Origin of the sequence: Xanthomonas sp. D-109 (assembly GCF_017746095.1) — a bacterium.
GTDB lineage: Bacteria > Pseudomonadota > Gammaproteobacteria > Xanthomonadales > Xanthomonadaceae > Xanthomonas_A > Xanthomonas_A sacchari.
Window position 1 is genome coordinate 52713 of sequence record NZ_JAGHWV010000007.1, and the last position, 24725, is coordinate 77437.

At 66.3% G+C, this 24725-nt stretch carries 21 protein-coding genes and 1 pseudogene; 10 read left to right on the top strand and 12 right to left on the bottom strand.

Translation table 11 applies throughout. From position 1 onward, the window contains the following. Positions 1 to 10 precede the first annotated feature (10 nt). Complete coding sequence (locus J7357_RS07900; RefSeq protein WP_209245708.1) at positions 11 to 862, top strand: helix-turn-helix transcriptional regulator; 852 nt, start codon at positions 11 to 13, stop codon at positions 860 to 862. Positions 863 to 867: 5 nt separating this feature from the next. Here the strand turns inward: J7357_RS07900 and J7357_RS07905 are convergent, their stop codons facing one another. Next, positions 868 to 1491 (bottom strand): transcriptional repressor, encoded by a 624-nt coding sequence (locus J7357_RS07905; RefSeq protein ID WP_209245709.1) that lies wholly within the window; start codon positions 1489 to 1491, stop codon positions 868 to 870. 306 nt (positions 1492 to 1797) lie between these two features. Here J7357_RS07905 and J7357_RS07910 point away from each other — a divergent pair, with 306 nt between their 5' ends. The 3 genes from J7357_RS07910 (at position 1798) to J7357_RS07920 (ending at position 5010) form a co-directional block, all read left to right on the top strand. Continuing rightward, a complete protein-coding gene (locus J7357_RS07910; RefSeq protein ID WP_244667366.1) occupies positions 1798 to 4089 on the top strand; it encodes a TonB-dependent siderophore receptor in 2292 nt (763 codons plus the stop codon). 119 nt (positions 4090 to 4208) lie between these two features. Next, positions 4209 to 4622, top strand: a complete 414-nt coding sequence (locus tag J7357_RS07915) for a hypothetical protein (protein WP_209245710.1) — start codon at positions 4209 to 4211, stop codon at positions 4620 to 4622. Further along, positions 4615 to 5010 (top strand): hypothetical protein, encoded by a 396-nt coding sequence (locus tag J7357_RS07920; protein WP_244667367.1) that lies wholly within the window; start codon positions 4615 to 4617, stop codon positions 5008 to 5010. Before J7357_RS07915 ends, J7357_RS07920 begins: the two co-directional genes overlap by 8 nt. Positions 5011 to 5029: 19 nt before the next feature. Here J7357_RS07920 and J7357_RS07925 read toward each other — a convergent pair. The 3 genes and pseudogenes from J7357_RS07925 to J7357_RS07935 all read right to left on the bottom strand — a co-directional run. Then, positions 5030 to 5224: pseudogene (locus tag J7357_RS07925) on the bottom strand (LysR family transcriptional regulator); the annotation flags it as partial. Positions 5225 to 5237: 13 nt separating this feature from the next. Next, positions 5238 to 7946 (bottom strand): AAA domain-containing protein, encoded by a 2709-nt coding sequence (locus J7357_RS07930; protein ID WP_244667368.1) that lies wholly within the window; start codon positions 7944 to 7946, stop codon positions 5238 to 5240. Positions 7947 to 8123: 177 nt separating this feature from the next. Beyond that, positions 8124 to 9014: a LysR family transcriptional regulator gene (locus J7357_RS07935; RefSeq protein WP_209245712.1), complete on the bottom strand. Its 891-nt coding sequence runs from the start codon at positions 9012 to 9014 to the stop codon at positions 8124 to 8126. A gap of 107 nt (positions 9015 to 9121) precedes the next feature. On the opposite strand from J7357_RS07935, the gene J7357_RS07940 reads away from it, so the two are divergent. Together J7357_RS07940 and J7357_RS07945 are read left to right on the top strand one after the other, a co-directional pair. Beyond that, positions 9122 to 10693, top strand: coding sequence for a proton-conducting transporter membrane subunit (locus tag J7357_RS07940; protein WP_209245713.1), 1572 nt, complete (start codon positions 9122 to 9124; stop codon positions 10691 to 10693). Positions 10694 to 10717: 24 nt separating this feature from the next. Beyond that, positions 10718 to 13153, top strand: a complete 2436-nt coding sequence (locus J7357_RS07945) for a DUF2309 domain-containing protein (protein WP_209245714.1) — start codon at positions 10718 to 10720, stop codon at positions 13151 to 13153. A gap of 184 nt (positions 13154 to 13337) precedes the next feature. On the opposite strand, the gene J7357_RS07950 is transcribed toward J7357_RS07945, so the two are convergent. After that, positions 13338 to 13955: an NAD(P)H-dependent oxidoreductase gene (locus tag J7357_RS07950; protein ID WP_209245715.1), complete on the bottom strand. Its 618-nt coding sequence runs from the start codon at positions 13953 to 13955 to the stop codon at positions 13338 to 13340. Between the two features lie 109 nt (positions 13956 to 14064). Between J7357_RS07950 and J7357_RS07955 the strand changes: the two genes are divergently transcribed. Continuing rightward, positions 14065 to 14499 carry a helix-turn-helix domain-containing protein gene (locus J7357_RS07955; RefSeq protein ID WP_209245716.1) on the top strand — a complete coding sequence of 145 codons (435 nt, stop codon included), beginning with the start codon at positions 14065 to 14067 and terminating at the stop codon, positions 14497 to 14499. On the opposite strand, the gene J7357_RS07960 is transcribed toward J7357_RS07955, so the two are convergent. The 3 genes from J7357_RS07960 to J7357_RS07970 all read right to left on the bottom strand — a co-directional run bounded on the left by J7357_RS07960 (position 14500) and on the right by J7357_RS07970 (position 15934). Further along, complete coding sequence (locus J7357_RS07960; RefSeq protein ID WP_209245717.1) at positions 14500 to 15021, bottom strand: arsinothricin resistance N-acetyltransferase ArsN1 family B; 522 nt, start codon at positions 15019 to 15021, stop codon at positions 14500 to 14502. It abuts the gene before it with no gap. 40 nt (positions 15022 to 15061) lie between these two features. After that, positions 15062 to 15493, bottom strand: a complete 432-nt coding sequence (gene arsN2, locus J7357_RS07965; protein WP_209245718.1) for an arsenic resistance N-acetyltransferase ArsN2 — start codon at positions 15491 to 15493, stop codon at positions 15062 to 15064. Positions 15494 to 15619: 126 nt separating this feature from the next. Continuing rightward, the gene (locus J7357_RS07970) at positions 15620 to 15934 is read right to left on the bottom strand and encodes a metalloregulator ArsR/SmtB family transcription factor (RefSeq protein ID WP_209245719.1); all 315 of its coding nucleotides are present in this window, start codon (positions 15932 to 15934) and stop codon (positions 15620 to 15622) included. A 41-nt stretch (positions 15935 to 15975) separates the two neighbouring features. Here J7357_RS07970 and arsH point away from each other — a divergent pair, with 41 nt between their 5' ends. Then, positions 15976 to 16710, top strand: coding sequence for an arsenical resistance protein ArsH (arsH, locus tag J7357_RS07975; RefSeq protein WP_209245720.1), 735 nt, complete (start codon positions 15976 to 15978; stop codon positions 16708 to 16710). 332 nt (positions 16711 to 17042) lie between these two features. Here the strand turns inward: arsH and guaA are convergent, their stop codons facing one another. The 3 genes from guaA to folD form a co-directional block, all read right to left on the bottom strand. Further along, complete coding sequence (gene guaA / locus J7357_RS07980; protein WP_209245721.1) at positions 17043 to 18608, bottom strand: glutamine-hydrolyzing GMP synthase; 1566 nt, start codon at positions 18606 to 18608, stop codon at positions 17043 to 17045. A gap of 100 nt (positions 18609 to 18708) precedes the next feature. Then, a complete protein-coding gene (gene guaB, locus J7357_RS07985; protein ID WP_010342915.1) occupies positions 18709 to 20166 on the bottom strand; it encodes an IMP dehydrogenase in 1458 nt (485 codons plus the stop codon). Between the two features lie 243 nt (positions 20167 to 20409). Beyond that, positions 20410 to 21303, bottom strand: coding sequence for a bifunctional methylenetetrahydrofolate dehydrogenase/methenyltetrahydrofolate cyclohydrolase FolD (folD, locus tag J7357_RS07990; RefSeq protein ID WP_209245722.1), 894 nt, complete (start codon positions 21301 to 21303; stop codon positions 20410 to 20412). 51 nt (positions 21304 to 21354) lie between these two features. Between folD and J7357_RS07995 the strand changes: the two genes are divergently transcribed. Then, positions 21355 to 21651, top strand: coding sequence for a DUF1244 domain-containing protein (locus J7357_RS07995; protein WP_209245723.1), 297 nt, complete (start codon positions 21355 to 21357; stop codon positions 21649 to 21651). A gap of 2 nt (positions 21652 to 21653) precedes the next feature. Beyond that, positions 21654 to 22427, top strand: a complete 774-nt coding sequence (locus J7357_RS08000; protein WP_209245724.1) for an alpha/beta fold hydrolase — start codon at positions 21654 to 21656, stop codon at positions 22425 to 22427. A gap of 105 nt (positions 22428 to 22532) precedes the next feature. Here J7357_RS08000 and J7357_RS08005 read toward each other — a convergent pair whose 3' ends face one another. Then, the gene (locus tag J7357_RS08005) at positions 22533 to 24383 is read right to left on the bottom strand and encodes a monovalent cation:proton antiporter-2 (CPA2) family protein (protein ID WP_209245725.1); all 1851 of its coding nucleotides are present in this window, start codon (positions 24381 to 24383) and stop codon (positions 22533 to 22535) included. Positions 24384 to 24725: the final 342 nt, after the last annotated feature.

The following is a 24725-nucleotide window of genomic DNA, read 5'->3' on the forward strand; positions in this document are numbered from 1 at the left end:
CTAGCGCACCATGTCGAGCGTTGCCATCACCGCACACACTGAGCCTCTGGACGTCGACAACGTTCCTCGCCCCGTCGTCGCCCTGCGTGCTACTTCGGTGACAAAGGACTGGGAGAATGCGCGGCATCGGCACCACAAGGCGCAGCTGATCTACTCCGTTCGCGGCGTCCTGAATTGCGAAATCGAAGACGGCGTCTGGATCGTGCCGCCGCAGTGCGCGATCTGGATCCCCGGTGACTTGCCCCACGCGGCGCGCGGGTCGGGCGAAACCGAATGTCATTGCCTGTTCGTCGATCCCGATGCCGCCGCCGATCTTCCGACAACCTGTTGCACCATTGCGGTATCGCCCCTGCTGCGCGAGCTGCTGCTGAAGGTGGCCGGTTTTCCCGCGCTGTACCCGCAGGGGGGCCGGGAAGATCGGCTGATTGCCGCATTGCTCGACGAGTTGGTGGAAGCGCCGGTCGAGGATCTGCATCTGCCCATGCCGCGCGACGCCCGATTGCGCCGCCTCGCGGAACTGCTGCTGGCCGACCCCACCGACAAGACCTCGAAGGCCGTCTGGGCGACCCGCATCGGCATGAGCGAGCGCAGCATGAGCCGCCTGCTGCTGCACGAAATCGGCATGAGTTTCGGGCGCTGGCGCCGGCAACTGCACGTCATCCTGGCACTGCAACGCATGACCAAAGGAGACAGCGTGCAGACGGTGGCATTGGAACTGGGCTACGAAAACGCCAGCGGGTTCGTCACCATGTTCCGCAAGGCCGTCGGCAAGCCGCCAGCGCGCTATCTGTCCGACCGCAGGAACGGCGCCGAGCTTGCTCCCGTGCCCGGCATCGTGCTCCCCAACGACATCTCGCCTTGACCGGATCAGGCCCGCCTGGTGCGTGACCTTCGATCTTCCTCTGCCACCCCATGTGCCGCAGTGCGGGGTTGCCCGCATCGCGCGCACGTCGTGGTGATGGTGAAGACGGTCTCCGCGTCGAGCACGAAGCCCTCCTCGCAGGCCAGCGATCGCAGGTGCGCACGCAACACCGGGTCTTCGATGAACACCAGTCGCGCGCCACAGCGACAGCGCAGCGTGTCGTGGCGGGCGGTCAGCAGGTCGGGCTTGATCGCATAGAACGCACGCCCGCGCGTGCCTTCCGTGCGAACCAGCAAGCCGGCGACCCACAGATCGTGCAGTGCCCGATACACCGATCCCGGCGTAAGGCGATCGCGCCGACCGCTCAGGAGGCGGTACACCCGGCTGGCATCGAGACAGCTCGGCGCCGCCTGCTCCAAGGCGCGCAAGACATCGGCACGCGCGGCCGTCGGTCGCAGCTTGTGCGCGATCAGGCGCCGTTCCTGCGCCGACACCACGCATCCGCTCACGAGGCTGGCTGCAGCTTTACGCATCGTCCTGTGTTTGTGTTTGCCTGACAGCCGTTTCGCGCGCCGCTCGGAGGATGCGGCCAGGTCCACGATCGCAAGCGCGTCATCGCGTGGTTCCATTCCTCCCCCTTCGCTATGCCAGATGGAAACCGCGGAACGGCGTGGCCTCCCGGCTGTCACGGACGACGCGCGCCAAGTGCCGTCGCGCTGCTGCGCACCAGTGCGACGTCAGCGCCGCCTGCACAGACTAGTCGTGGATGCGCAGCGCGCATTGCGCCATCAGGCCAGAACATGTCGCGTTCCGGCCACCGTGTGCCCCCAGTGACTGGCTGACCGAATTGAAAAACACTCTGGCCTGAATTCGCCATCGAGCCAGCGCAACCCCGGTGTTAAATAGCGCATCCAAACGCAAATGAGTATCGTTTGATGTGCAAATTCACCGACGTCGGCGCGCTCCAGCGGCAAATCGGTCAGCGTGCCCCGCGTCCGCCGGCGCATCAGCACACGCCCTCACCCCGCAGCCTGTTGGGCTCGGCACTCGCAGCGGCAATCGCCGTCAGCACGCACGGCGCATGCGCCGCCGAGCCAGCGCCGCGACCGAACGAGGCTGGTGAAAACGCGTCCAACGAAGCGCAGACCTTGCCGGCGGTCAACGTCATGCGCCGCAAGGATGCGGCGGCGACCGAAGGGACCGGCTCCTACACCACGGGCGAGACGGCGGCGGCCACGCGCTTGCCGCTGTCGCTGCGGGACACGCCGCAGTCGGTCACGGTGATCACGCGCCAACGCATGGACGACCAGCAACTGACGTCGGTGCAGGGCGTGCTGGAGAACGCCACCGGGATCGCGTCGTATCAGTCCGACAGCGAACGCACGAGTTTCTACTCGCGCGGATTTCTGATCAACAACCTGCAGTACGACGGCATTCCCACGGTGGTCGGCAACATCGTCAACGGCAGCGGCATCGGTTCGCTCGATACCGCGTTCTACGACCGTGTCGAGGTCGTGCGCGGCGCCTCCGGACTGCTGACCGGCACCGGCAATCCCTCGGCCGCCATCAATCTTGTGCGCAAACGTCCGACCCCGGAATTCTCCGCGTCCGCCTCGCTGGGCGCGGGGAGCTGGGACACCTACCGGGGAATGGCCGACGTCTCCACGCCGTTGACCCAGGACGGTCGCATCCGCGCGCGCGTGGTGGGCACGTACCAGGACGGCCATTCATACCTCGACCGCTACACACCGCAGAGGAAATCGTTCTACGGCATCATCGAGGCGGATCTGACCGCGGACACGACGCTGAGTCTGGGCGTCGACTATCAGGACATCACGCCGAAAGGCGCCACCTGGGGCGGCATGCCGCTGTGGTTCAGCGATGGCACGCAGGCGCACTACCCGCGCTCCAGCAGCTATGCGCAGGACTGGAGCCGTTGGGACAACACGCTCAAAACCGGGTTTGCCGAGCTCGAGCATCGCTTCGGCAACGGCTGGACGCTCCGCGCCGTCGCGAACCAGTACCGCACCGACGACGATGCCGAGCTCCTCGGCCTGGTCGGCCGCCCCGATCGCGCCACGGGACTGGGCGTCTACCCCAACGGGGCGTATCCGGTCGCGCTGGCGTCCGACGGGCGGAGCCGGCAGAACACCGTCGATGCGATGGCCAGCGGCCCGTTCGAACTGCTGGGCCGCCAGCACGAGCTGGTGCTGGGGGCGATGAGCTCGCGTCGTACGGCCAGCCAGCGGGACATCGCACCCTTCTATGCGGGCTTCATGCCGGTCGATGTGTATGACCTGGGACAACCCTATCCGCGGCCCGACTTCGCCGCCATGACGTGGATACCCACCGGCACCCGGATCAAGCAGAGCGGTGTCTATGGCGCGGCGCGCTTTTCCCCGGCCGATCCACTGAAATTCATCGTCGGCGGCCGCGTCAGCAACTACGACATCGACGACACCGCCGGCAGCAACAGGTTGCACTACAAGAAAACGGGCGAGTTCACCCCGTATGCGGGCTTGATCTACGACCTCGACACGACCTACTCGGCCTACGTCAGCTACACCGGCATCTTCAACCCGCAAACGGATTACCGGGACAGCAAGGGCAACGTGCTCACGCCGTCCAAGGGAAACACCAAGGAACTCGGCCTGAAGGGCAACTACCTCGACGGACGCCTGAATGCGTCGATCGCCGTGTTCGAGACCAGGCTGGACAACGCGGCGCAGAGCGTCGCCGGGACCTATACGCCAGGCGGCGCGCAAGCCTACAAAGGCGCCGACGGGACAAAGTCGCGCGGCATCGAGCTGGACCTGCAGGGCGAGTTGGCGCATGGCTGGAACATCGCTGCAGGCATCGCGCACTTCACCGCCGAAGACGGCGATGGCGTCCGCCTGAATTCGCAACTCCCGCGCACCACGGCTCAGCTCTTCACCACCTACCGGTTGCCGGGGGCGTGGAGCAAGTTGACGCTGGGCGGCGGCGCCAAATGGCAAAGCCGCATCTACGAGGCGCCCAATACCGGCACCAGCTCACTGGGCGGGGAACAGCGTTCCTATGCCCTCGTCTCCCTGCTGGCACGTTACGCCCTCAGCAAGAACAGCAGCCTGGCCGTGAACGTCAACAACGTCTTCGACAGGAAATACGCGCTGCAGAAGGGCGACTTCGACACCGTGAGTTACGGCGCACCGCGCAACGTGATGGTGACGCTGGACTACCGGTATTGAGGCGCTCGCAGGCGAATACGTCACTGCGTGAGAACCGACCATTCCCGCCATCGATTTCAGAGAACCCACCCATGCCACTTCAGCCATCCACCCCACTACGCCCTACCCAAGACGCGACCATGCACGCCCCGAACAGGGTCGCCTTGTTCTGGTTGACGACCGCGACGGGGGTCGTGCTTTTCGTGACCTTCCAGTTGTTCTTCTACGTCAATACTTTCGTGAGAGCGCGCGGAGCGACAGCGGCCATCACCTTCGATCCCGGCATCCTGTGGATGTTTTCCGCCTTCTACGGCTGCTGGATCGTCACGGTGCTGCTCGCCCTGATCGGAACCCGCCGGACGCAAGGAATCGCCCTGGTCCTCGGCGGGGTGCTCGTCGTCCTGAACACCCTCGGAGGAATCGCCGACGGACTGCGCGACGGCTGGTATGTCGCGCTCTCTGCCCTGCTCTTCATCACCCTGCCCGGTGCGTTCGCCATGGCGATCACCTGGCGCCACATCAAGCGTCAAGGAGTTGGCTATGCCCATGAATAGTTCGAACTTCCCCTTGGTCTGGATGAACCTGTCACAGGAACCCGGGCATGACCACCAGCAGGACTTCGACGCGTTCGAGGCGAACCTGCAGCGCGGGGAGCCGTTCGTGATCCTGAGCGACAGCACGCCAAGCGAAGACCACGACCACACGCCGGAAGAAAAGAAACGCACGGCGCTGTGGATGAAAAAACACAAGGCCGAACTGAGAAGGCTGGTGCTGGCGATGATCCAGATCGAACCCAACTCGGCCAAACGCGTCGGCTACAAGGCCTTTGCGGTGCTGTTCGCCAAGTTCTGGGGTTACCCCATGCTGCTTGCCGCCTCGCGGGAGCAGGCGCTGGAGATGGCAAAAGAACTGCTGGCGACGAACGCGGCAGGGTCTCGCTGACGACGTTACCGTGGAGGCACTATGGATCCGCTGGCGCGGCCGTTGGCTGCAGCAGCAGCCGCACCAACGGATTCGGGAAACGCCGCGACATGGTGACGGCGTGGAAGGTCTCCACGATATCCGGCAATTGATCGCCCTCTACCAGCACGCCGGCGGCGATCTCGTCCTTGACCACGATCGGCGGGAGCACGGCCAGGCCGATGTCTTCGCGCGCCTCGTCAGGCTATTCAGGCCTCGGCGACAGCACTCATCCACCCTGCAAGAAACTCGGTGATCTTCTCCTTGATGCCGCTTTCCACCGTGCGCAAGCGCAGGATGGCAATGCCGCTTTTGGACAAGATGCCGTTCTTCAAGCGATCCCGCTCCATCTGATCGGGCCGGTCGTGAAGGCCGCCATCGACTTCAATTACCCCCACTGGGATCTTTCCCACCCGGAAATAAACGACAAAGTCGCAGCTGGCACGCGCCATGAAGACCCGCTCGCGTTCCGTCAACTCCGGGTTGCGCGAGGCGGCGACTTGATCCAGCTTGACTTGATCGTGGAACATCAAGGCATAGCACTCGGGTGTGGACAGAACCTCGCGTAGTAGCTGTGCCACGATCTGCTCGGACTTGTACTGTGAATCTTCGGGGCGCAAGCGAGCATTCAAGCGGGCCAGGGACTGGTCGTACTCGCGGTACAGCAGATCGAACGCGGAGATCACAGGCGCCCGCACGACTTGCGCACCCCCGGCGTAATAGCTGATATAGCGCACCAGGGCAGCGATGTGGCCATTGTCGGCAAATACATCATCGCCAGTCACAAGGGTGAAGCGCTGCTTGGCCCGCGATACCGCCACATTGATCATGCGTGGGTCGTCAACGAAGCTCAAGCGCTTGGGATCCTGGTTGTAGCGCTTCTTGTCCAGCACCGTGGAGAAGACGATCTCATCGCACTCTCGACCCTGGAACTTATGCACCGTGTCTTTGACGAACTCCGCCGGCAGGCGCGAATCAGAGAGATTCACCTGCGCCCGGAACGGCGCGATGAATCCACGCCCATCGCCATCGATGCCAACCGCGTCATCCTCGTCGTCAAGCACCTTGAGCAGGGAATCCAACTCGCGGAGATTGGTGTTCTGACGGGCGTGGTTGCCCTTGGCGGTCACAACCAGGCGCAACGGCGCTTCGCTTTGATCTTCGGTCATCGGCACCAATGCGTTATCGTAAAACTGCTGGTTACAGAACTGGATGATCCTTGGATGGCAGCGATAGTGCTCTTTGAGCAGTGTCCTTGGTAGCGCCTGCTTGAACACGGCTATACACGAATCGAGCAGGCTGTAGCGCTCGCAATCGTAGGCCTCGGCAGGCGCTGACAGACCCAGCTTCACTGGAATGTGCGCCAACTGGCGGTTGTCGCCGACAACAATGAGGTTCCTCGCATAGCCCAGCGGCAAGATGCCAGGTACGATGTCCTGGAGCGAGGCCTCGTCGATGATCACGTAATCAAGGATCGTCTCCGGTGCGATCGAATTGATGATGGAGTGCGTACCGCTTCCCAGGATCGGGAAGCGCTTCAAGAAGACATCGAACCTTTGCCGGTAGGTTTTGCCATCGAAGCTGTCCGATGGCAGGGGCAGACTTTGTAGGTACTGCTTCAGATGGCGCATGGACGCAGACGTCAGTGCATCCAACAAGGCAGTGAAGTTTCCTTGCGCCAGCGATTCGCGGCAAGCCTGCAGCTCCACCGCCTTTTCCTGCAGCGCCTTGTCGTAGTAGTGCATCTGCAGCGCATGAAACACGGACAGTCGCTCATCTGCGTCGGCGAACGGCTTGACGCGAAGGATCCCGAAGTTGAACAACAACTCGATGCGATCCCGCAGGCGGACACGCTCTTCGCCGAGATGGGCCAAGTAGGCCATCAAGTCTGCGGTCTTTTGCGGCGTCAATCCGTACTTTTCCAGCGAGACGGCAGCATGCACGCCGTTTTCCGCCTGCCATTTCTGGAGATAGCGCCGCTCGATGGTCAACTCGTCTAGTTCGGCCTGCAATTGCGCCAACCGATTGCGATCGCGCAACTGCTGCGTCAAGCGACCCAGCAGACCCTGGATCTCCTCCAGCGTCGGCGCCGGCTCGGGTGCGTCGGATGACCATGGCGGCAGATCGGCGAAAAAATAGTCACGGTTTTCCTGATTACCGAGTTTAGCGACCAGATAGCCCAGTCCGCACTTCTCCAACTTCTCGTAGACGTTTTCTACTGCTGCATTGTTGTTGGACAACACCGACACTGTCTGCCCACGCAGCAGGATGTTGGCAAGGATGTTGAGAATCGTCTGGGTCTTGCCCGTCCCGGGCGGACCCTCGATCACGCTGACCTGCGCACGGAACGCATGCTCGACCGCCGCCAACTGACTCTCGTTCAGACCGAACGGATAGATCAGGCCCGGCCCGGGGGGCAGCGTGCCGTTGTGTCCCGTGCAGTAGGCATGCAAGGCCGTATCGACACTGACAGGCAGCCTGCCCAGTTGGTCTACGACATTGGCCGCGATCTTGCTATCTGCTTGCGACTTTGCATGCGCCTGCCGCGCCTTTGCCACCCCGATGAAATATTGCAGAACCGGCGCGCCGTTCGTCACCATCGGCGCAATGAAGTCGATTCCCTCCATTTTGAAAACGTAGGGCTTGTCGGCAGCGCCAGGGTAATGCACCACGGCATACCGCTCGCCATAGATCGTCGCCTTTTCGACAGGCGTAACGTTCGTGCTGCCTGATCTGGTCAGCAGCACATCATTCAGTTCGCGAGTGGGAACGATGACGCAATCTTTGAGCGCGTGTAAAACGGTGCCCTTTTTTAAGTAGGAACATTTCAGCTGCAGACCTGCGCACTTATCGCTCCAGATCGACCAATTGACGATCTCCGCAGTCTTGTCCTCGCCACCCACCTGGATCGAAACCATACGTCTCTGTCCGTGTACCTGGCCGTCGTTCACCCTTCGACCGACAGCAAGATGCCGTTACTTGTTCACATGGCTTCATATTGCCAGCCTCTCTTCCGACGCAGGTAGACGGCCCAAGCGTTGCATCACGTAGCCTAGAACCTGCCTGAAGATCGGGCAATCAAGGGAAGAAAGGAACTACAGGCTTCCTGCTGTCGCCCTGGGCTGCAGCAGCAGCCGCACCAACGGATTCGGAAACCGCCGCGCCATGGTCACGGCGTGGAAGGTCTCCACGATATCCGGCAATTGATCGCCCTCCACCAGCACGCCGGCGGCGATCTCGTCCTTGACCACGATCGGCGGGAGCACGGCCAGGCCGATGTCCTCGCGCGCCAGTAGGCGCATCATCGCCATGTCCTCCACTTCCGCCACGATCTGCGGGCGCACGCCCAGGCGATCGGCCAGGGCATCGAATCCCGCACGCACGCTGTTGTCCACCGTCGGCAGGATGATGGGATGCTGGCGAAGCCGATCGGCGACACTGGCGGCATGGCCCAGCCGATCCGGCGTGCCCACCAGGCTGACCGGTCGCTCGGCGAGCCGATGGGTGACGAGCGGGGTCAGCGCGTCGCCCGGCGGCGCCTGATTCAGCAGCACCACGTCGAGGTTGAGCGCCTCCAGCGCCCGCAGCAGTTCGCCGGCGCTGCCCGAGCGCAGGATCAGGTCGATATCGGTTCGGCCGAGCAGTGGCCGCAGGAACTCCAACTGGAAGTTGCGCGACAGTGTGGCCAGCGAGCCGACCCGCAGCGCATGACGCGCGGCGCCGGTCTGCCGCAGCGTGCCCAGCAGTTCATCGCCGGTGGCGAAGATCGCGTCGGCGTGGTCCAGCACGATCTGCCCGGCCTCGGTCAGATGCAGTTGCCGCCCGCGCCGCTCGAACAGTGCGTGGCCCAGACGCTCCTCCAACTTGCGGATCTGCACCGACAGAGCCGACTGCGTGAGGTTGAGCCGCTCGGCGGTGCGGGTGAGATTGCCGTCGTGGGCCACGGCCCAGAAGTAGCGCAGGTGGTTGTAGTTCAAGGCGGCCATCGTTCGATAATAACGAACGATATCGTGAAAACAATGAATTTTTGTTCGATCCCGGTGATCGCTATCGTGGCGCCGCCCGCCACTGCGCTCGATCCAAGGGGATTGCCTTGTCGCTCTATCTGCTGCCGCTCTCCGCACCGTTCCTGTTGCTGGTCGCCGCCGTGTTCGGCTTCGTCCGCAACGGCCGACGCCCCCGCGTCCTCCCCGCCTTCGCCGAAAGTGCTGCGCTCGGCGCATTGATCGTCGCCATCGCCTCGCTGGCACTGCTGATCGCCCGGGGCGCCGGCGACAGCGAACTGATCGGAGCGAACGGCATCGGCCTCTCGGTCCGGCTCGATGCGGTGAGCGCCACGATGCTGCTGCTGGTCGCCTTCGTCGGCTGGATCGTGGTGCGCTACACCCGCACCTACCTCGATGGCGAGGCGCGCCAGGGATACTTCACCGGCTGGTTGTGCGTCGCGCTCGCGGCGGTGTTGCTGCTCGTGCAGGCCGGCAACCTGGTCCAGGTCGTGGTGGCCTGGATCGCGACCAGCATCGCGCTCAATCGCCTGCTGCTGTTCTATCCCGACCGCGTGGCGGCGCAGCGCGCCGCACGCAAGAAGCGCCTGTTCTCCAGCATCGGCGCCATCGCCCTGGTGAGTGCGGCCGCGCTGGTCTGGAACAGCCTGGGCACCACCGACATCGCCACGATCAACACCCTGTCCCGCAGCGGCCAGCATGGCTGGTCGCTGACCGCGGCCGCCGCCCTGCTTGCGCTGGCCGCGGTGCTGAAATCGGCGCAGTTCCCGACCCACGGCTGGCTCACCGAGATGATGGAAGCGCCCACCCCGGTGTCGGCGCTCCTGCATGCCGGCGTGGTCAACGGCGGTGGCTTCCTGCTGATCCGCTTCGCCGACCTGATGCTGGCCGCTCCAGGCGTGCTCGCCGTGCTGGCGATGCTGGGCGGTTTCACCGCGCTGTTCGGTGCGCTGGTGATGCTGACCCAGCCCGCGGTCAAGACCTCGCTGGCCTGGTCGACGGTCGCGCAGATGGGTTTCATGATCCTGCAGTGCGGGCTGGCGCTGTTCCCGCTGGCGCTGCTGCACATCGTCGCGCACTCGCTGTACAAGGCGCATGCCTTCCTGGCCTCCGGCGGCGCGGTCGAGCAGGTGGCCTCGATTCGCCGGCCCGGGCCGGTGGCGGTGCCCGATGGGGCCGCGGTCGGCCTCGCCTTCCTGATCGCGCTGGCGATCTACATCGGCATCGGCGCGGCCTTCGGGTTTGCCTTCGGCTTCGGGCACAAGTCGCCGCAGGCGCTGGCCCTGGGCGCCATCCTGATCTTCGGCGTGGCCTACCTGCTGGCCCAGGGCCTGGCCGATGCGGCGCCACGCCCACTGACCCGCAGGACCGCGCTCTACGCCAGCGCCGCTGCGGTCGGCTACTTCGCCCTGCAGAGCGCCGCCGAATGGCTGACCGCCGGCGTGCTGCCGGCAACGCCGGCGCCGGGCCGGCTGGAGTGGACGCTGATGGCGCTGGCGGTGCTGAGCTTCGGCCTGGTGGCGGTGGCGCAGGCGCTGTTCCCGCTGTGGGCGACGCACCCGGCCGCAGCCGGACTGCGCGTGCATCTCGCCAACGGCCTGTATGCCAACGCCACGCTCGATCGCCTGCTCGGCGGCTGGTCCGTCCGCAAGACCTCGTGACTCCCTAACCGCCAGGACACCCCCATGCTGATGACCACCACCGACGCGTCGCCCCTGTCCCACGCTGCGATCATCGCCGCCGCCGCGCGTGCGGCGCGCGCCATTCCCCCGCTGTGGCCGCTGGCCTCGAGCGTGGCGGTCAATCCCTTCCTCGGCCAGACCGGCGAACCGCTGCCGATCGCGGCGGCGCTGCTGCGGCGCGCGGCCGGCATCGCCGTGACCATGCCGCGCGCCTGGTATGCGCAGCGGCTGCAATCCGGCGAGATCGCCGAGGAGGATCTGCAGGCTGCCTGGCACAACGCGCCGGCGGCGCTGCGTCCGCCGAGCTTGTCCGCACTGAAGCGCGCCATCGAAGCCACGCGCCTTGCCCCGCAGGCGATCCCGACCGTCGCCGATCTGGCACGCGATGCGTCGCAGATCGACTGGCCGGGCATCGTCGAAGAGCGCATCGGACACTGGGCCGCCAGCTACTTCGATCAGGGCCAGGCGCTATGGGTCGCCGGACAGTCCGGCGGGGCCTACAACGCGTGGCGGCTGGTCGCGACCCACGATCTGACGCCGGAAATCGCCGGACTCACCCGATTCGCCCAGCAGGTGGCGGACGCGCCAGCGACTGCCGAGGAAGCGATCGCCGAGGGGGTCGCCCGCCTCGGCCTCGCGCCGGAGGCACTGGACAGCTACTTCCACCGCCTGCTGACCACGCTGGGCGGCTGGAGCCAAGTTGCGCGGCATCGGCTCTGGCAAGCGGAGTTGAGCGGCGGAACCGATGCCTGCGTCACCGACCTGCTCGCCATCCGCATCAGTTGGGACGCCGCGCTGCTGGGCAAGTTCGGTGCGGCGATCGCGCCGCAGTGGCGAAGCGCCATCGACGCCTACAGCGCGCCGGTGGCGGCGACACCGGACGATGTCGTCGACAGCCTCCTGCAGGAAGCGGCCGAACGCGCGGCGCAGCGGCGGCTCGACGCCCTGCTTGCGGCACCCGCCCCGCTCACGGCGACACCCGACCGGATGAAGCTGCAGATGGCCTTCTGCATCGACGTGCGCTCGGAAGTGTTCCGCCGCGCGCTGGAAAGCCTGGATGCCGGCATCCAGACCCTGGGATTCGCCGGATTCTTCGGGCTGGGCATCGGCCATCGCCGGTTCGCCTCGGACGTGGTCGAGGCACGCCTCCCGGTGCTGCTGACGCCGGCGGTGCACACCTGCGCGGGAGCGGCGACGGCCTCGGTGGCCGAGGCGGACCTCGCCGCGCGGATCGCGGCCCGCGCGAAGCGTGCCTGGGGACGCTTCAAGCTGGCCGCCATTTCCTCGTTCGCCTTCGTCGAGGCCACCGGCCCGATCTACGTCGCCAAGCTGCTGCGCGATGGCTTGGGACTGACGCGCCGCTCGGCGCCGAACGATCCCGCGCCGCGCCCGGCCGACGTGCTCGACCTCGACACGCGACTGACCATGGCCACGCGCATCCTCACCGCTATGTCGCTCACCACCAGGTTTGCCCGACTCGTGGTGATCGCCGGCCACGGGGCAAACGTGGTCAACAATCCGCACGCCAGCGCCTTGCACTGCGGCGCCTGCGGCGGCTATTCCGGCGAAGTGAACGCGCGTCTGCTGGCCGCGCTGCTCAACGACTCTGAGGTACGCGCCGGTCTCGCCGAACGCGGCATCGCGATCCCCGCTGATACTTTGTTCGTCGGCGCCCTGCACGACACCACGACCGATGCGGTCACACTGTACGGCGCCGACCATCCTTCGCCCGACCATGCCGCCGACATCGACCAGGCGGCGCGTTGGCTGCACGCCGCCGGCGCGCTGGCCCGTGGCGAGCGCGCGCTGCGCCTGCCACGCGCGCAGCGCAGCCAGGACATTGCGCCTCGCGCCCGCGACTGGGCCGAACTGCGCCCGGAATGGGCCCTGGCCGGCTGCCAGGCCTTCATCGCCGCGCCACGGTCGCGCACGGCCGGGCGCGACCTGGCAGGACGCGCCTTCCTCCACGACTACGACTGGCGGCGCGACGAAGGTTTCGGCGTGCTGGAGCTGATCCTGACCGCCCCGGTCGTTGTCGCCAGCTGGATCAGCCTGCAGTACTACGGATCGACTGTCGCACCCGAGGTCTTCGGCGCCGGCAACAAGCTGCTGCACAACGTCACCGGCGGCATCGGCGTGGTCGAGGGCAACGGCGGCCTGCTGCGCGGCGGACTCCCCTGGCAGTCGGTCCACGACGGCGAACGGCTGATCCACGAACCGCTGCGGCTGTCGGTACTGATCGAGGCACCGACCGAGGCAATCACCGGCATCCTCGAACGCCATCCGCAGGTTCGCGCGCTGTTCGACAATCGCTGGCTGCATCTCTTCGCGCTGGACGACCAGGGCCGGATGGCGTCGCGCTACACCGGCGAGTTGCGCTGGGAGGCGTGTCCTGGCGATGCGCGGTCCAGGCGCAGCGCCGTGCCGGCAAACGCATGACTCACCTCCGGTCCATCCTGCCGCTTCTCAAACGCAGGGCGTGTCCTCCGGAAACCGAAGCAGGCAGAGACCGCGCCGGACGCTGCCTGTCTGGCCGGCGCGATCTCCTCTGCATCGGCATGTCTCGGCACCTTGTTGCCTGATCGCGCCGAACAACGCGCCGATCTGTTGCTCGGTCATGCGCTCACGCCGCCTTCGCCAACAAGGCGGCGACGGCCGTTGTAGCATCGGCGACGGCGGCGTTCACCGCATCGGGGCCGAGCACCGTGCCTTCGATGCGCACCACGTCGACATCGGTGAGACCGATGAAACGCAGCAGATGGAGCAAGTAGCTGGTCTGAAAGTCGAACGGCGCCCAGGCGCCCTCCGAGAACACGCCGCCCGTGGCGGCGACGAGATAGACCTTCTTGCCGGTCAGCAGCCCCTCCGGCCCGCGCTCGCCATAGCGGAACGTGACACTGGGCCAGGTGACGTGATCGAACCACGCCTTGAGCTGCGAGGACGGGCCGAAGTTCATCATCCCCGAACCGAGCACGATCACGTCGGCGAGCTTCAGTTCGTCGACGAGCTCCTGGGCGATGTCCACCGCCTCGACCTGTTCCGGTGTGCGGTGTTCGGCCGACGCGATCCGGCCATCAATATAGGCCGCCGTGATGTGCGGCGGCGGATGCGCAGCGAGGTCACGCACGGTCAGCTGACCGCCCGAGCGGGCCTGGAGACCCTCGGCGATGTCGGTCGCGAAGCGCGTGGAGAGACTGTCCGCGCGGCGCGGACTGGACGTGACAAGGAGGATACGGCGCATGACAGCTCCAAGGTATAAAATAAGAACCAAGTAATAATTAAGAAGTTACTTACTAATCCACACAGAGGATGGTATGGTCCCTGCCGGCGCCCAACAAGAAGGCACACGGATGTCACCTGGTCACATCGACCCACCTGTCGACGTCCCTGCACCTGACACGGGTGGCTGTCTGGCGACGCGTCAAATCCTGGATCGCATCGGCGACAAGTGGAGTCTCTACATCATCGCGATGCTGGCGAACGGCCCGCAGCGCTTCAATGCATTGAAGCGTGGCATCGACGGCATTTCCCAGCGCATGCTGACGCTGACCCTGCGCGGACTGGAACGCGACGGACTGGTCACGCGCACGCTGTACCCGACGATTCCTCCGCGCGTCGATTACGCACTGACCGACCTTGGACGCACGCTATTGACGCCGGTCATGGCATTGGTCGATTGGGCGAACGAAAACCAACGCGCCATCGCCGAAGCGCATCGACGTTTCGACGATGCGCCGGAGCAAGATCAGGTCTTGGTTCAGGGCGTCGTCTACCAGCGTCGCTAGTCAGACCCCGTTTTCGTGGGGCGTGACTGGAAGAAGCAACTGCCAGTACACGACATCCACCCAACGGCCGAGCTTGTAACCGACCTGCTCGAAGTGGGCGACCTTCTTGAACCCCAGCGCCTGGTGCAGCCGGGCACTTGCATCGTTCGGTTGAGCGACACCGCCGATGACTGCGTGCAACTCCAGCCGTCGCAGTGCTTCCAGCAGCGCGCCATACAGGACAGCACCCAGCCCTCGCCCACGATGCCCATCAGCCAGGTAGATCGTGGATTCCACCGAACGCTGGTACGCCTTTCTCGCTCTCCACTGGGTGGCGTAGGCGTATCCAACGACTTCGTCGCCCACCAGCGCCACCAGCCACGGAAGGCCGACGCTGTGGACATCTTCAATGCGCCTGGCCATGTCGGCCGACGTCACGGGATCCAATTCGAACGTGACGCACGTGTTGGCGATGTAGTGGTTGTAGATGTCAGCGATGCGCTGGGCATGCACGGGACTGGCCGAAACGACGGTCGCTGTCACGGTCACCGGCTTCCTTTGTTGATGAGAGGCAGGGCCTGGATCACAGGCGCTTCGACATGCAGACGGCGCTGGACGGACAGAGGCGTTCGAACTGACTCGACGCCCCGACCAGCGGCGGCACCTGCCGCCGGTCGCACTGTGCGTAGCCCATGGCGGCGAACACATCCTGCGCCGTCGTGGTCAGCAGATACAAGGCAAGCACCTCACGCTGCACAGCAAGGCGCTCCGCCTCCCGAACCAGCCGACGCCCGAGGCCATCACCGCGATGCCCCTCCGCGACGCACAACGACCGCAGCACGCCATGTTCGCCATGGAATTCGACAGCCACCGTGCCGACCAACCCACCCCGACGCGCGGCAAGGAACTGTCGCGACGCGTGACCGGCGATCAGGTCGGAGGTCGGCAACCCCGAGGACTGCAGCAGTTCTTCCGTCTGCTGATCGAACTGCGACAGGCTGATCACGACGTCCATGACATCACCTCGATATGTGCAGAAGAACGAAACGACGGTTGGCGGCAGCCTGGCGATGCGCCGTCGGCGCGACATGAGCCGTGCCCACGCTCATGTCGCAGCCATTCCGCATCGAGTGGCCAAGCTTCAGCAAGTCCGTCCCTTCCCGCAACGCACGTCGCCGCCGCAGCAGTTCTCGGTCAGGTAATCGAGCAGGCGCGTCATCGTGTCGAACTCGGCGCGATAGCAGACCGTCCTGCCCCTTTGCTCGGCGCGGATCATTCCCACAGCAGCCAGCTCCTTCAGGTGGAAGGACAGGGTCGGTCCCGGCAGGGTCAGCGCGCTGGCGATCTCGCCCGCCAGCTTGCCCGCCGGTCCGGCCTGGACGAGCAGCCGGAAGATGGCCAGGCGGGTCTCGTGGCCCAATGCCGACAAGGCCTTGGTTGCGGTCAAATGTTCCATTATTTTAGAATAATTGAATTAATGAACCCAGGCAATCGATCATGGACCTTCCCAATCTGGATGCAACGCTTGCGCCCGCAGCGGATCGCGCGCGCCTGGCCGCCGGCGATGCCGAGCACAAGCCGCGCATCCTGATCCTGTATGGATCGCTGCGCCCGGAGTCCTACAGCCGAAAGCTGGCACTGGAAGCGCAACGGCTGCTCGACTACTTCGGCGCCGAGACCCGCGTCTTCGATCCGCACGACCTGCCCATGGTCGATGCCGTCGGCCCGGACCATCCGAAGGTGCAGGAACTGCGCGCCGCTTCGCTGTGGTCGGAAGGCCAGGTCTGGGTGAGCCCCGAACGTCATGGCGCGGTGTCGTCGGTCTTCAAGAACCAGATCGACTGGCTGCCCCTGCAGGAAGGCAGCGTCCGCCCGACGCAGGGACGCACGCTCGCGGTGATGCAGGTCTGCGGCGGATCGCAGTCCTTCAACGTGGTCAACGCGCTGCGCATGCTTGGGCGCTGGATGCGGATGGTGACCATCCCGAATCAGTCGTCGGTGCCGAAGGCCTGGCAGGAGTTCGACGCCAATGGCCGCATGAAACCATCGGCGTATTACGACCGTGTAGTGGACGTCATGGAGGAACTGGTGAAGTTCACCTATCTGGTGCGCGGCCGCAGCGACTACCTGGTCGACCGCTACAGCGAGCGCAAGGACACGCAGGCCGCTGCTGCACTGGCGGCGGCCGCAGGGGCGGTCGAAGCCAGCCAGGCGGCAAAGACCGCGTCATGAAGGCCGTGATCTGCCACAACCCGGAATGCGGAACCTCGCGCAACGCCTCGCCCTGATCTGCCACGCGGGCGCACACCCTTAGGTCGTCGCATACCCCAAGACCTCTCCAAGCCGGCAGCGACTTGTGGAGCCGATCGCCGCATCCGGGCTGACGGTACGAGAGGTTCTTCGAAGAAAGGCACGCCGTATCCGGCGCTGGAGCTACGGAATCCCGAGTTGACGGACAGCGACCTGCTGGACGCGATGCTGGAAGGCGAGCCGGAACACTACCGCAACGCCAAGCCTGCTTCAGGGCGCGCCGATCAGCCAGCGCCGCCCAGAAGGAGGTCACCTCACTCCCACTCGATCGTCGCCGGCGGCTTCCCCGAGATGTCGTACACCACCCGCGACACCCCACGCAGTTCATTGATGATGCGATTGCTGACGGTGCCGAGGAAGTCGTACGGCAGGTGCGCCCAGTGCGCGGTCATGAAGTCGATGGTCTCCACCGCGCGCAGCGCGATCACCCATTCGTAGGCGCGGGCGTCGCCGACCACGCCGACCGACTTCACCGGCAGGAACACGGCGAAGGCCTGGCTGGTCTTGTCGTACAGGTCGGCCTTGCGCAGTTCCTCGATGAAGATCGCGTCGGCCTTGGCCAGCAGTTCGGCGTACTCGCGCTTCACTTCGCCGAGGATGCGCACGCCCAAGCCGGGGCCTGGGAACGGGTGACGGTAGACCATGCTGCGCGGCAGGCCGAGTTCGACGCCCAGGCGCCGCACTTCGTCCTTGAACAGTTCGCGCAGCGGCTCGACCAGGCCCAGCTTCATGTGCTCGGGCAGGCCGCCGACGTTGTGGTGGCTCTTGATGACGTGGGCCTTGCCGGTCTTGCTGCCGGCCGACTCGATCACGTCCGGGTAGATGGTGCCCTGCGCCAGCCACTTGGCGTTGCGAAGCTTGTTCGACTCTTCGTCGAAGATCTCCACGAACAGGTTGCCGATGATCTTGCGCTTGGCTTCCGGATCGCTGACGCCGGCCAGCGCCTGGAAGTAGCGGTCGGCGGCGTTGACCCGGATCACCTTGACGCCCATGTGCTCGGCGAACATCGCCATCACCTGGTCGCCTTCCTGCCAGCGCAGCAGGCCGGTGTCGACGAACACGCAGGTCAGCTTGTCGCCGATCGCCTTGTGCAGCAGCGCGGCGACCACCGACGAATCCACGCCGCCGGACAGGCCAAGGATCACTTCGTCGTCGCCGACCTGGGCGCGCACGCGGGCGATCTGGTCGTCGATGATGTTGGCCGCGGTCCACAGCGTGGCGCAGCCGCACACGTCGACCACGAAGCGGCGCAGCAGGGTCTGGCCCTGCAGGGTGTGGGTGACTTCCGGATGGAACTGCACGCCGTACCAGCGCTTGGCCTCGTTGGCCATGGCCGCGACCGGAATGCGGTCGGTGACGGCGGTGATGGTGAAGCCCGGCGGCACCTGCGACACGTGGTCGCCGTGGCTCATCCACACGTTCAAGCGCGACGCGCCTGCGTGATCGGTCAGCCCGGAGAACAACGCATCGGCGGCGACCACCTCGACTTCGGCATGACCGAACTCGCGCTGGTCCGCAGCTTCGGTGGCGCCGCCGAGTTGCGCGGCCAGGGTCTGCATGCCGTAGCAGATACCGAAGATCGGCAGGCCGCTGTCGAACACTTCCTGCGGCGCGGCCGGCGCGCCCGGCAGCGTAGTCGATTCCGGCCCGCCGGAAAGGATGATGCCCTTGGCGCCGAAGCCGGCGATCTCGGCCGGATCGTGGTCCCACGCCCAGATCTCGCAGTACACGCCCAGTTCGCGAATGCGCCGCGCGATCAACTGCGTGTACTGCGCACCGAAATCGAGGATGAGGATCTTGTCGTTGTGGATGTTGGTCATTGAGGCCGGGAATCGGGATCGGGGAATCGGGAATGGGCAAAGCAGTACAGACGCTGGTTCATCGATTCCCGACTCCCGATTCCCCATTCCCGGATGGGCGTCAGCCCATCCTGTAGTTCGGCGGTTCCTTGGTGATCTGCACGTCGTGGACGTGGCTTTCGCGCTGGCCGGCACCGGTGATGGTGACGAACTTGGGCTTGGTGCGCATCTCCTCGATGGTGGCGCAGCCCACGTAGCCCATGGTCGCGCGCAGGCCGCCGATCAGCTGGTGGATGATGCCGCTGAGCGGGCCGCGGTACGGCACGCGGCCTTCGATACCTTCCGGCACCAGCTTGTCGGCGTCGGAGGCGTCCTGGAAGTAGCGGTCCTTGCTGCCCTTCTCCATCGCGCCCAGGCTGCCCATGCCGCGGTAGCTCTTGTAGCTGCGGCCCTGGAACAGTTCGACCTCGCCCGGGGCTTCCTCGGTGCCGGCGAACAGGCCGCCGACCATCACCGTGGAGGCGCCGGCGACCAGCGCCTTGCCGATGTCGCCGGAGTAGCGGATGCCGCCGTCGGCGATCAGCGGGATGCGGTCCTGCAGCGCCTCGGCGACCATGTCGATCGCGGTGATCTGCGGCACGCCGACACCGGCGACCACGCGCGTGGTGCAGATCGAGCCGGGACCCACGCCGACCTTGACCGCGTCGGCGCCAGCGTCCATCAGCGCCAGCGCGGCGTCGCCGGTGACGATGTTGCCGCCGATCACCTGCAACTGCGGGTAGGTCTTCTTGACCCAGGCCACGCGGTCGATGACGCCCTGCGAATGGCCGTGCGCGGTGTCGACGATGACCACGTCCACGCCGGCCGCGGCCAGCAGCTCGATGCGCTGCTCGGTATCGCCGCCGACACCCACCGCGGCACCGACCAGCAGCCGCGTGGCGGCGTCCTTGGCGGCGTTGGGGTTGTCGGTCTTCTTCTGGATGTCCTTGACCGTGATCAGGCCGCGCAACTCGAAGCCGTCGTTGACCACCAGGATCTTCTCGATGCGGTGGCGGTGCAGCAGTTGCAGCACTTCCTCGTCGCTGGCGCCTTCGCGCACGGTGACCAGGCGATCCTTCTTGGTCATGATGTGGCGGACCGGATCGTCGAGCTTCTTCTCGAAGCGCATGTCGCGGCTGGTGACGATGCCGACCAGCTCGCTGCCGTCCACCACCGGCACGCCGGAGATGTTGCGGGCGCGGGTGAGTTTGAGCACCTCGCCGATGGTGGTCTCCGGACCGACCGTGAACGGCTCGGTGATGACGCCGGCCTCGAACTTCTTGACCTTGGCCACTTCGGCCGCCTGCTGCGCCGGGGTCAGGTTCTTGTGGATGATGCCGATGCCGCCGAGCTGGGCCATGGCCACCGCCAGGCGGTGCTCGGTGACCGTGTCCATCGCGGCCGACAGGATCGGCAGCTTCAGGCGCAGGTCGCGGGTCAGCCGGGTTTCCAGGCTGACGTCCTTGGGCAGGACGATCGAATGGGCGGGGACGAGCGAGACGTCGTCGTAGGTGAGAGCTTCAGCCTGGATGCGCAGCATCGGCGGACCCGAATGTGGGGAAGCGCGGCATTTTAACGCATTGGGGCGGGGATTGGGGAGTCGGGATTGGGGATTCGTTACGGCAGCGCCCTGCGCGATCGCGCCGTTTGCCTGACTGTCAGATGGCCGGTTTGACGGCCCACCGATCCCGGATGCGCCGTGCATGCGCTTTTGCTGTCGCCTTTAACGAATCCCGAATCCCGATTCCCCAATCCCGCGCAGCCTTCAACGAATCCCGAATCCCTAATCCCGACTCCCCGCCGCCTCAGCGGCCTCGATCGTGTTCTGCATCAGCGTCGCCACCGTCATCGGCCCCACCCCGCCCGGCACCGGGGTGATCCAGCTGGCGCGCTGCGCCGCCGCGTCGAAGCCGACGTCGCCGACCAGGCGGCCGTCGTCCAGGCGGTTGATGCCGACGTCGATCACCACCGCGCCCGGCTTGACCCACTCGCCCGGGATCAGCCCCGGCCGGCCCACCGCCACCACCAGGATGTCGGCGTCGCGCACCCGCGCCTGCAGCACCTCCGGCGGGGTGAACTTGTGGCAGCAACTGACCGTGCAGCCGGCGATCAGCAGTTCCAGCGCCATCGGCCGACCGACATGATTGCTGACGCCGACGATGGTGGCGTTGCGTCCGCGCACCGGCTGGTCGGTGTGCGCCAGCAGGGTGACGATGCCGCGCGGCGTGCACGGGCGCAGGCCGAACTCGCGCAGCGCGAGGTGACCGACATTCTCCGGATGGAAGCCGTCCACGTCCTTGCGCGGATCGATGCGATGGATCAGCCGGCTGGCATCGGGGATGCCCGGCAGCGGCAACTGCACCAGGATGCCGTGGATCTTGGGGTCGGCATTGAGCCGGTCGATCAGCGCCAGCAACTCGGCTTCGCTGGTCCCGGCGGGCAGGTCGTAGTCGAACGCCTCGATGCCGACCTTCTCGGCCGCGCGGCGCTTGTTGCGCACGTACACCGCCGAGGCCGGGTCGCCGCCCACCAGCACCACCGCCAATCCGGGCCGCGGCTGCCCGGCCGCCAGCCGCGCGTCGACCCGCGCCTTCAGCTCGTCGAGCAGGTCTTCGGCGATGCGGCGCCCGTCGAGGATACGGGCCGGGACGGAGGAGACGGGCACGGAATCGGTCATCGGGGCGGGCGGGTGTAGAGTCGGGGGATGTCCATTGTCCCCGATTCCGCCATGACCGACACCACCCGCATCGAGGCCGCCGCCTTCCGCCGCCTGCTGCAGCACCTCAACCAGGACCGCCCCGACGTGCAGAACATCGACCTGATGATCCTGGCCGGGTTCTGCCGCAACTGCCTGGCCGACTGGTACCGCGAAGCGGCGGCCGCCGAAGGCGAGGACCTCAGCAAGGAGCAGGCGCGCGAACGCGTCTACGGCATGCCGTTCGCCGACTGGAAGGCGCAGCACCAGGCCGAGGCCACCCCGGCGCAGCTGGCCGCCTTCGCCGAGGCGCAGCGCAAGCACGGCTAGCGATGCTGCGCTACGCCGCGATTGCGGCCGCCATTCTCGTCGCCGCCTATGTGGCGGTCTGTGCCCTGCTCTACCTGGGCCAGCGCGACCTGCTGTATTTCCCGCAGGGCACGCGGGTGGCACCGGCGCAGACCGATTTCGCGCTGCGGCGCGGTGAGGACGTGAAGTTGCGCGGCTGGCGGGTCAATCCGGGCCACGACAAGGTGCTGCTGTACTTCGGCGGCAATGCCGAGGATCTGCGTTTCGCACGCGCGCAGCTGCAGGCCGCCCTGCCCGACCACAGCCTCTACCTGCTCGCCTACCGCGGCTACGGCGCCAGCGATGGCAAGCCCAGCGAGAACGCACTGGTAGGCGACGCGGTGGCGCTGTACGACCACGTCCGCGCCACGCAACCACAGGCACAGATCGCGGTGCTGGGACGCAGCCTGGGCAGCGGCGTGGCCAGCCAACTCGCGGCGCGGCGCGCGGTGGCGCGGTTGGTGCTGGTGACGCCGTTCGACAGCCTGGTGTCGGCGGCGCAGGCGCACTACCCGTGGGCGCCGGTGCGCTGGTTGCTGCGCGATCGCTACGACTCGGCGCGCGCCTTGCGCGCCTATCGCGGCCCACTGCTGATCCTGCGCGCCGGCCGCGATCAGGTGGTGCCGCCGGCCAGCACCGATGCCCTGCTCAAGGCCCTGCCGCAACGCCCGACCGTGGTCGCCTTCGCACAGGCCGACCATAACGACATCAGCGACGATCCGGGCTACGTGCGGGCGCTGCAGGTGTTCCTGCGCTGAGGCTGGGCGCCTGTCGCAGGAGCGGCTTTAGCCGCGACCGGGCGTCCCCAGGAAGGTACTGTCGCGGCTAAAGCCGCTCCTACAACTCCCCGCCAACGATTGCGGCTATGTGCCGTCACGCTCCTGCGCTGGCTCCGCCACCGGCACGCCTTCCGGGTTGAGCGTGCGGCTCTCGCGCCGCGGCGGCGTGAACGGCGTCGGGGTCGGCACCACTGGGGTGATGTTGCCGTACATCAAGCCCCTGCCAGCACGCACGTCGCCGGCGGCGATCTCCAGTTCCAGCCGCTCGGCATCGCGGCGTCGGATCTCGCGGGCGATGGAACGCGCTTCGCTCTCGTCCATGCCCAGCTCGATCAGCGCGGCCTGGCCGAATTCCACCGCCGATTCGAAGGTCTCGCGGATGTGGTAGTCGACGCCGGCGGCGATCAGCTCCAGCGCGTGTTCGCGGTCGTAGGAGCGCACCAGCAGCTTGGCCTGCGGAAACTCGGTGGTGGCCAGCTCGACGATGCGGTTGGCCGCCTCGCGGTTGTCCACGCACACCGCGATGGCGCGGGCGCTGTGCGCGCCGGAGGCGTGCAGCACGTCCAGTCGGGTGCCGTCGCCGTAATAGATCTTGAAACCGAACTTGGCCGCGCTCTGGATCATCTCGATGTCGTTGTCGATGATGGTCACGTCCACGTCGCGCGCCAGCAGCGACTGGCTGGCGACCTGGCCGAAGCGCCCGAAGCCGATGATCAGCACGCTGCCGGTGAGGCCGTCGGCCGCATCCACGCCTTCCATCGACGGCGCCTCCACCGGCGCCCAGCGCCGATACAGCAGCACGAATAGCGGCGTGAGCGCCATCGACAGCACCACGATGGCGGTCAGGTTGGCGTTGATCTGCGCGTCGATGACACCGGCGCCACTGGCGGCGGCGAACAGCACGAAGGCGAACTCGCCGCCCTGCGCCATCAACACGCCGCGATCCAGCGCCTGCGCGTGGCCGCTGCCGGTGAGCCGCGCGACCAGGTAGATGCACGCGGCCTTGGCGGCCATGAACGCGAGCACGCCGCTGAGGATCAGGGTCCAGTTGGCGGCCACCACCGCCAGGTTCAGCGCCATGCCGACGCCGAGGAAGAACAGCCCCAGCAGGATGCCGCGGAACGGTTCGATGTCGGCCTCGATCTGATGGCGGAAGGTCGATTCGGACAGCAGCACGCCGGCCAGGAACGCGCCCATCGCCATCGACAGCCCGCCGAGTTGCATCAGCAGCGCAGCGCCCAGCACCACCAGCAGGGCGGCCGCGGTCATCACCTCGCGCGCCTTGGCCGCGGCCAGCAGCCGGAACAGCGGATTGAGCAGCCAGCGCCCGGCCGCCAGCAGGCCGACGATCGCCGCAGCGCCAACACCGATGCCGACCCAGCGCGACGGCGCCGAGGCATCCGCGGGCACCGGCGCCATCCACGCCACCACCGCCAGCAGCGGCACGATCAACAGGTCCTCGAACAGCAGGATCGCCACGATCTTCTGCCCGGCCGGCAGGGCGATGTCACCGCGTTCGCCGAGCAACTGCATCACCACCGCGGTGGAGGTCAGCACGAAGCCCGAGGCGGCGATGAAGGCCACCGGGAGCGGGAAACCGAAGGCCAGGCCGACGCCGGTCAGTACGCTGGCGCAGACGATGATCTGCGCGGTGCCCAGGCCGAAGATCTGCTTGCGCAGGCTCCACAGATGCGAGGGCCGCATTTCCAGGCCGATCACGAACAGGAACATGACCACGCCCAGTTCGGCGACGTGCAGGATCGCCTGCGGATCGGAGAACCAACCCAGGCCGAACGGCCCGATCGCCAGGCCGGCGGCGAGATAGCCGAGCACCGATCCCAGGCCGAGCCGCCGGAACACCGGCACCGCCACCACGGCGGCGCCGAGCAGCGCCACCACCTTGATCAATTCGCTGCTGTCGGCTGCACTGGTCATGCGCCGATTCTACGCACAAGGTCCGGACATCCCCATGGAGCGGAATGCGAGGTGAGACGCGGCGCACTGCGTGCTGCGCGCAAGGCGCCTCTCGCACGACATGCATGTGGTCGCAGGCCGGACAGTCAAGATCATGCGATCAACGCGCAGACCGTGTCTTCCTTCTCCCACCGGGAGAAGGTGCCCCGCAGGGGCGGATGAGGGTAAGGGCGCCGCTGCGTCCAACGACAGCTAATGCAGCCAGGCATTGCGAGACGCTTCGCGCCCGTACCCTCACCCCAACCCCTCTCCCGACGGGAGAGGGGCTTAAGCGTGCGCGAAGCTGCGTCAGCCATCGAGACC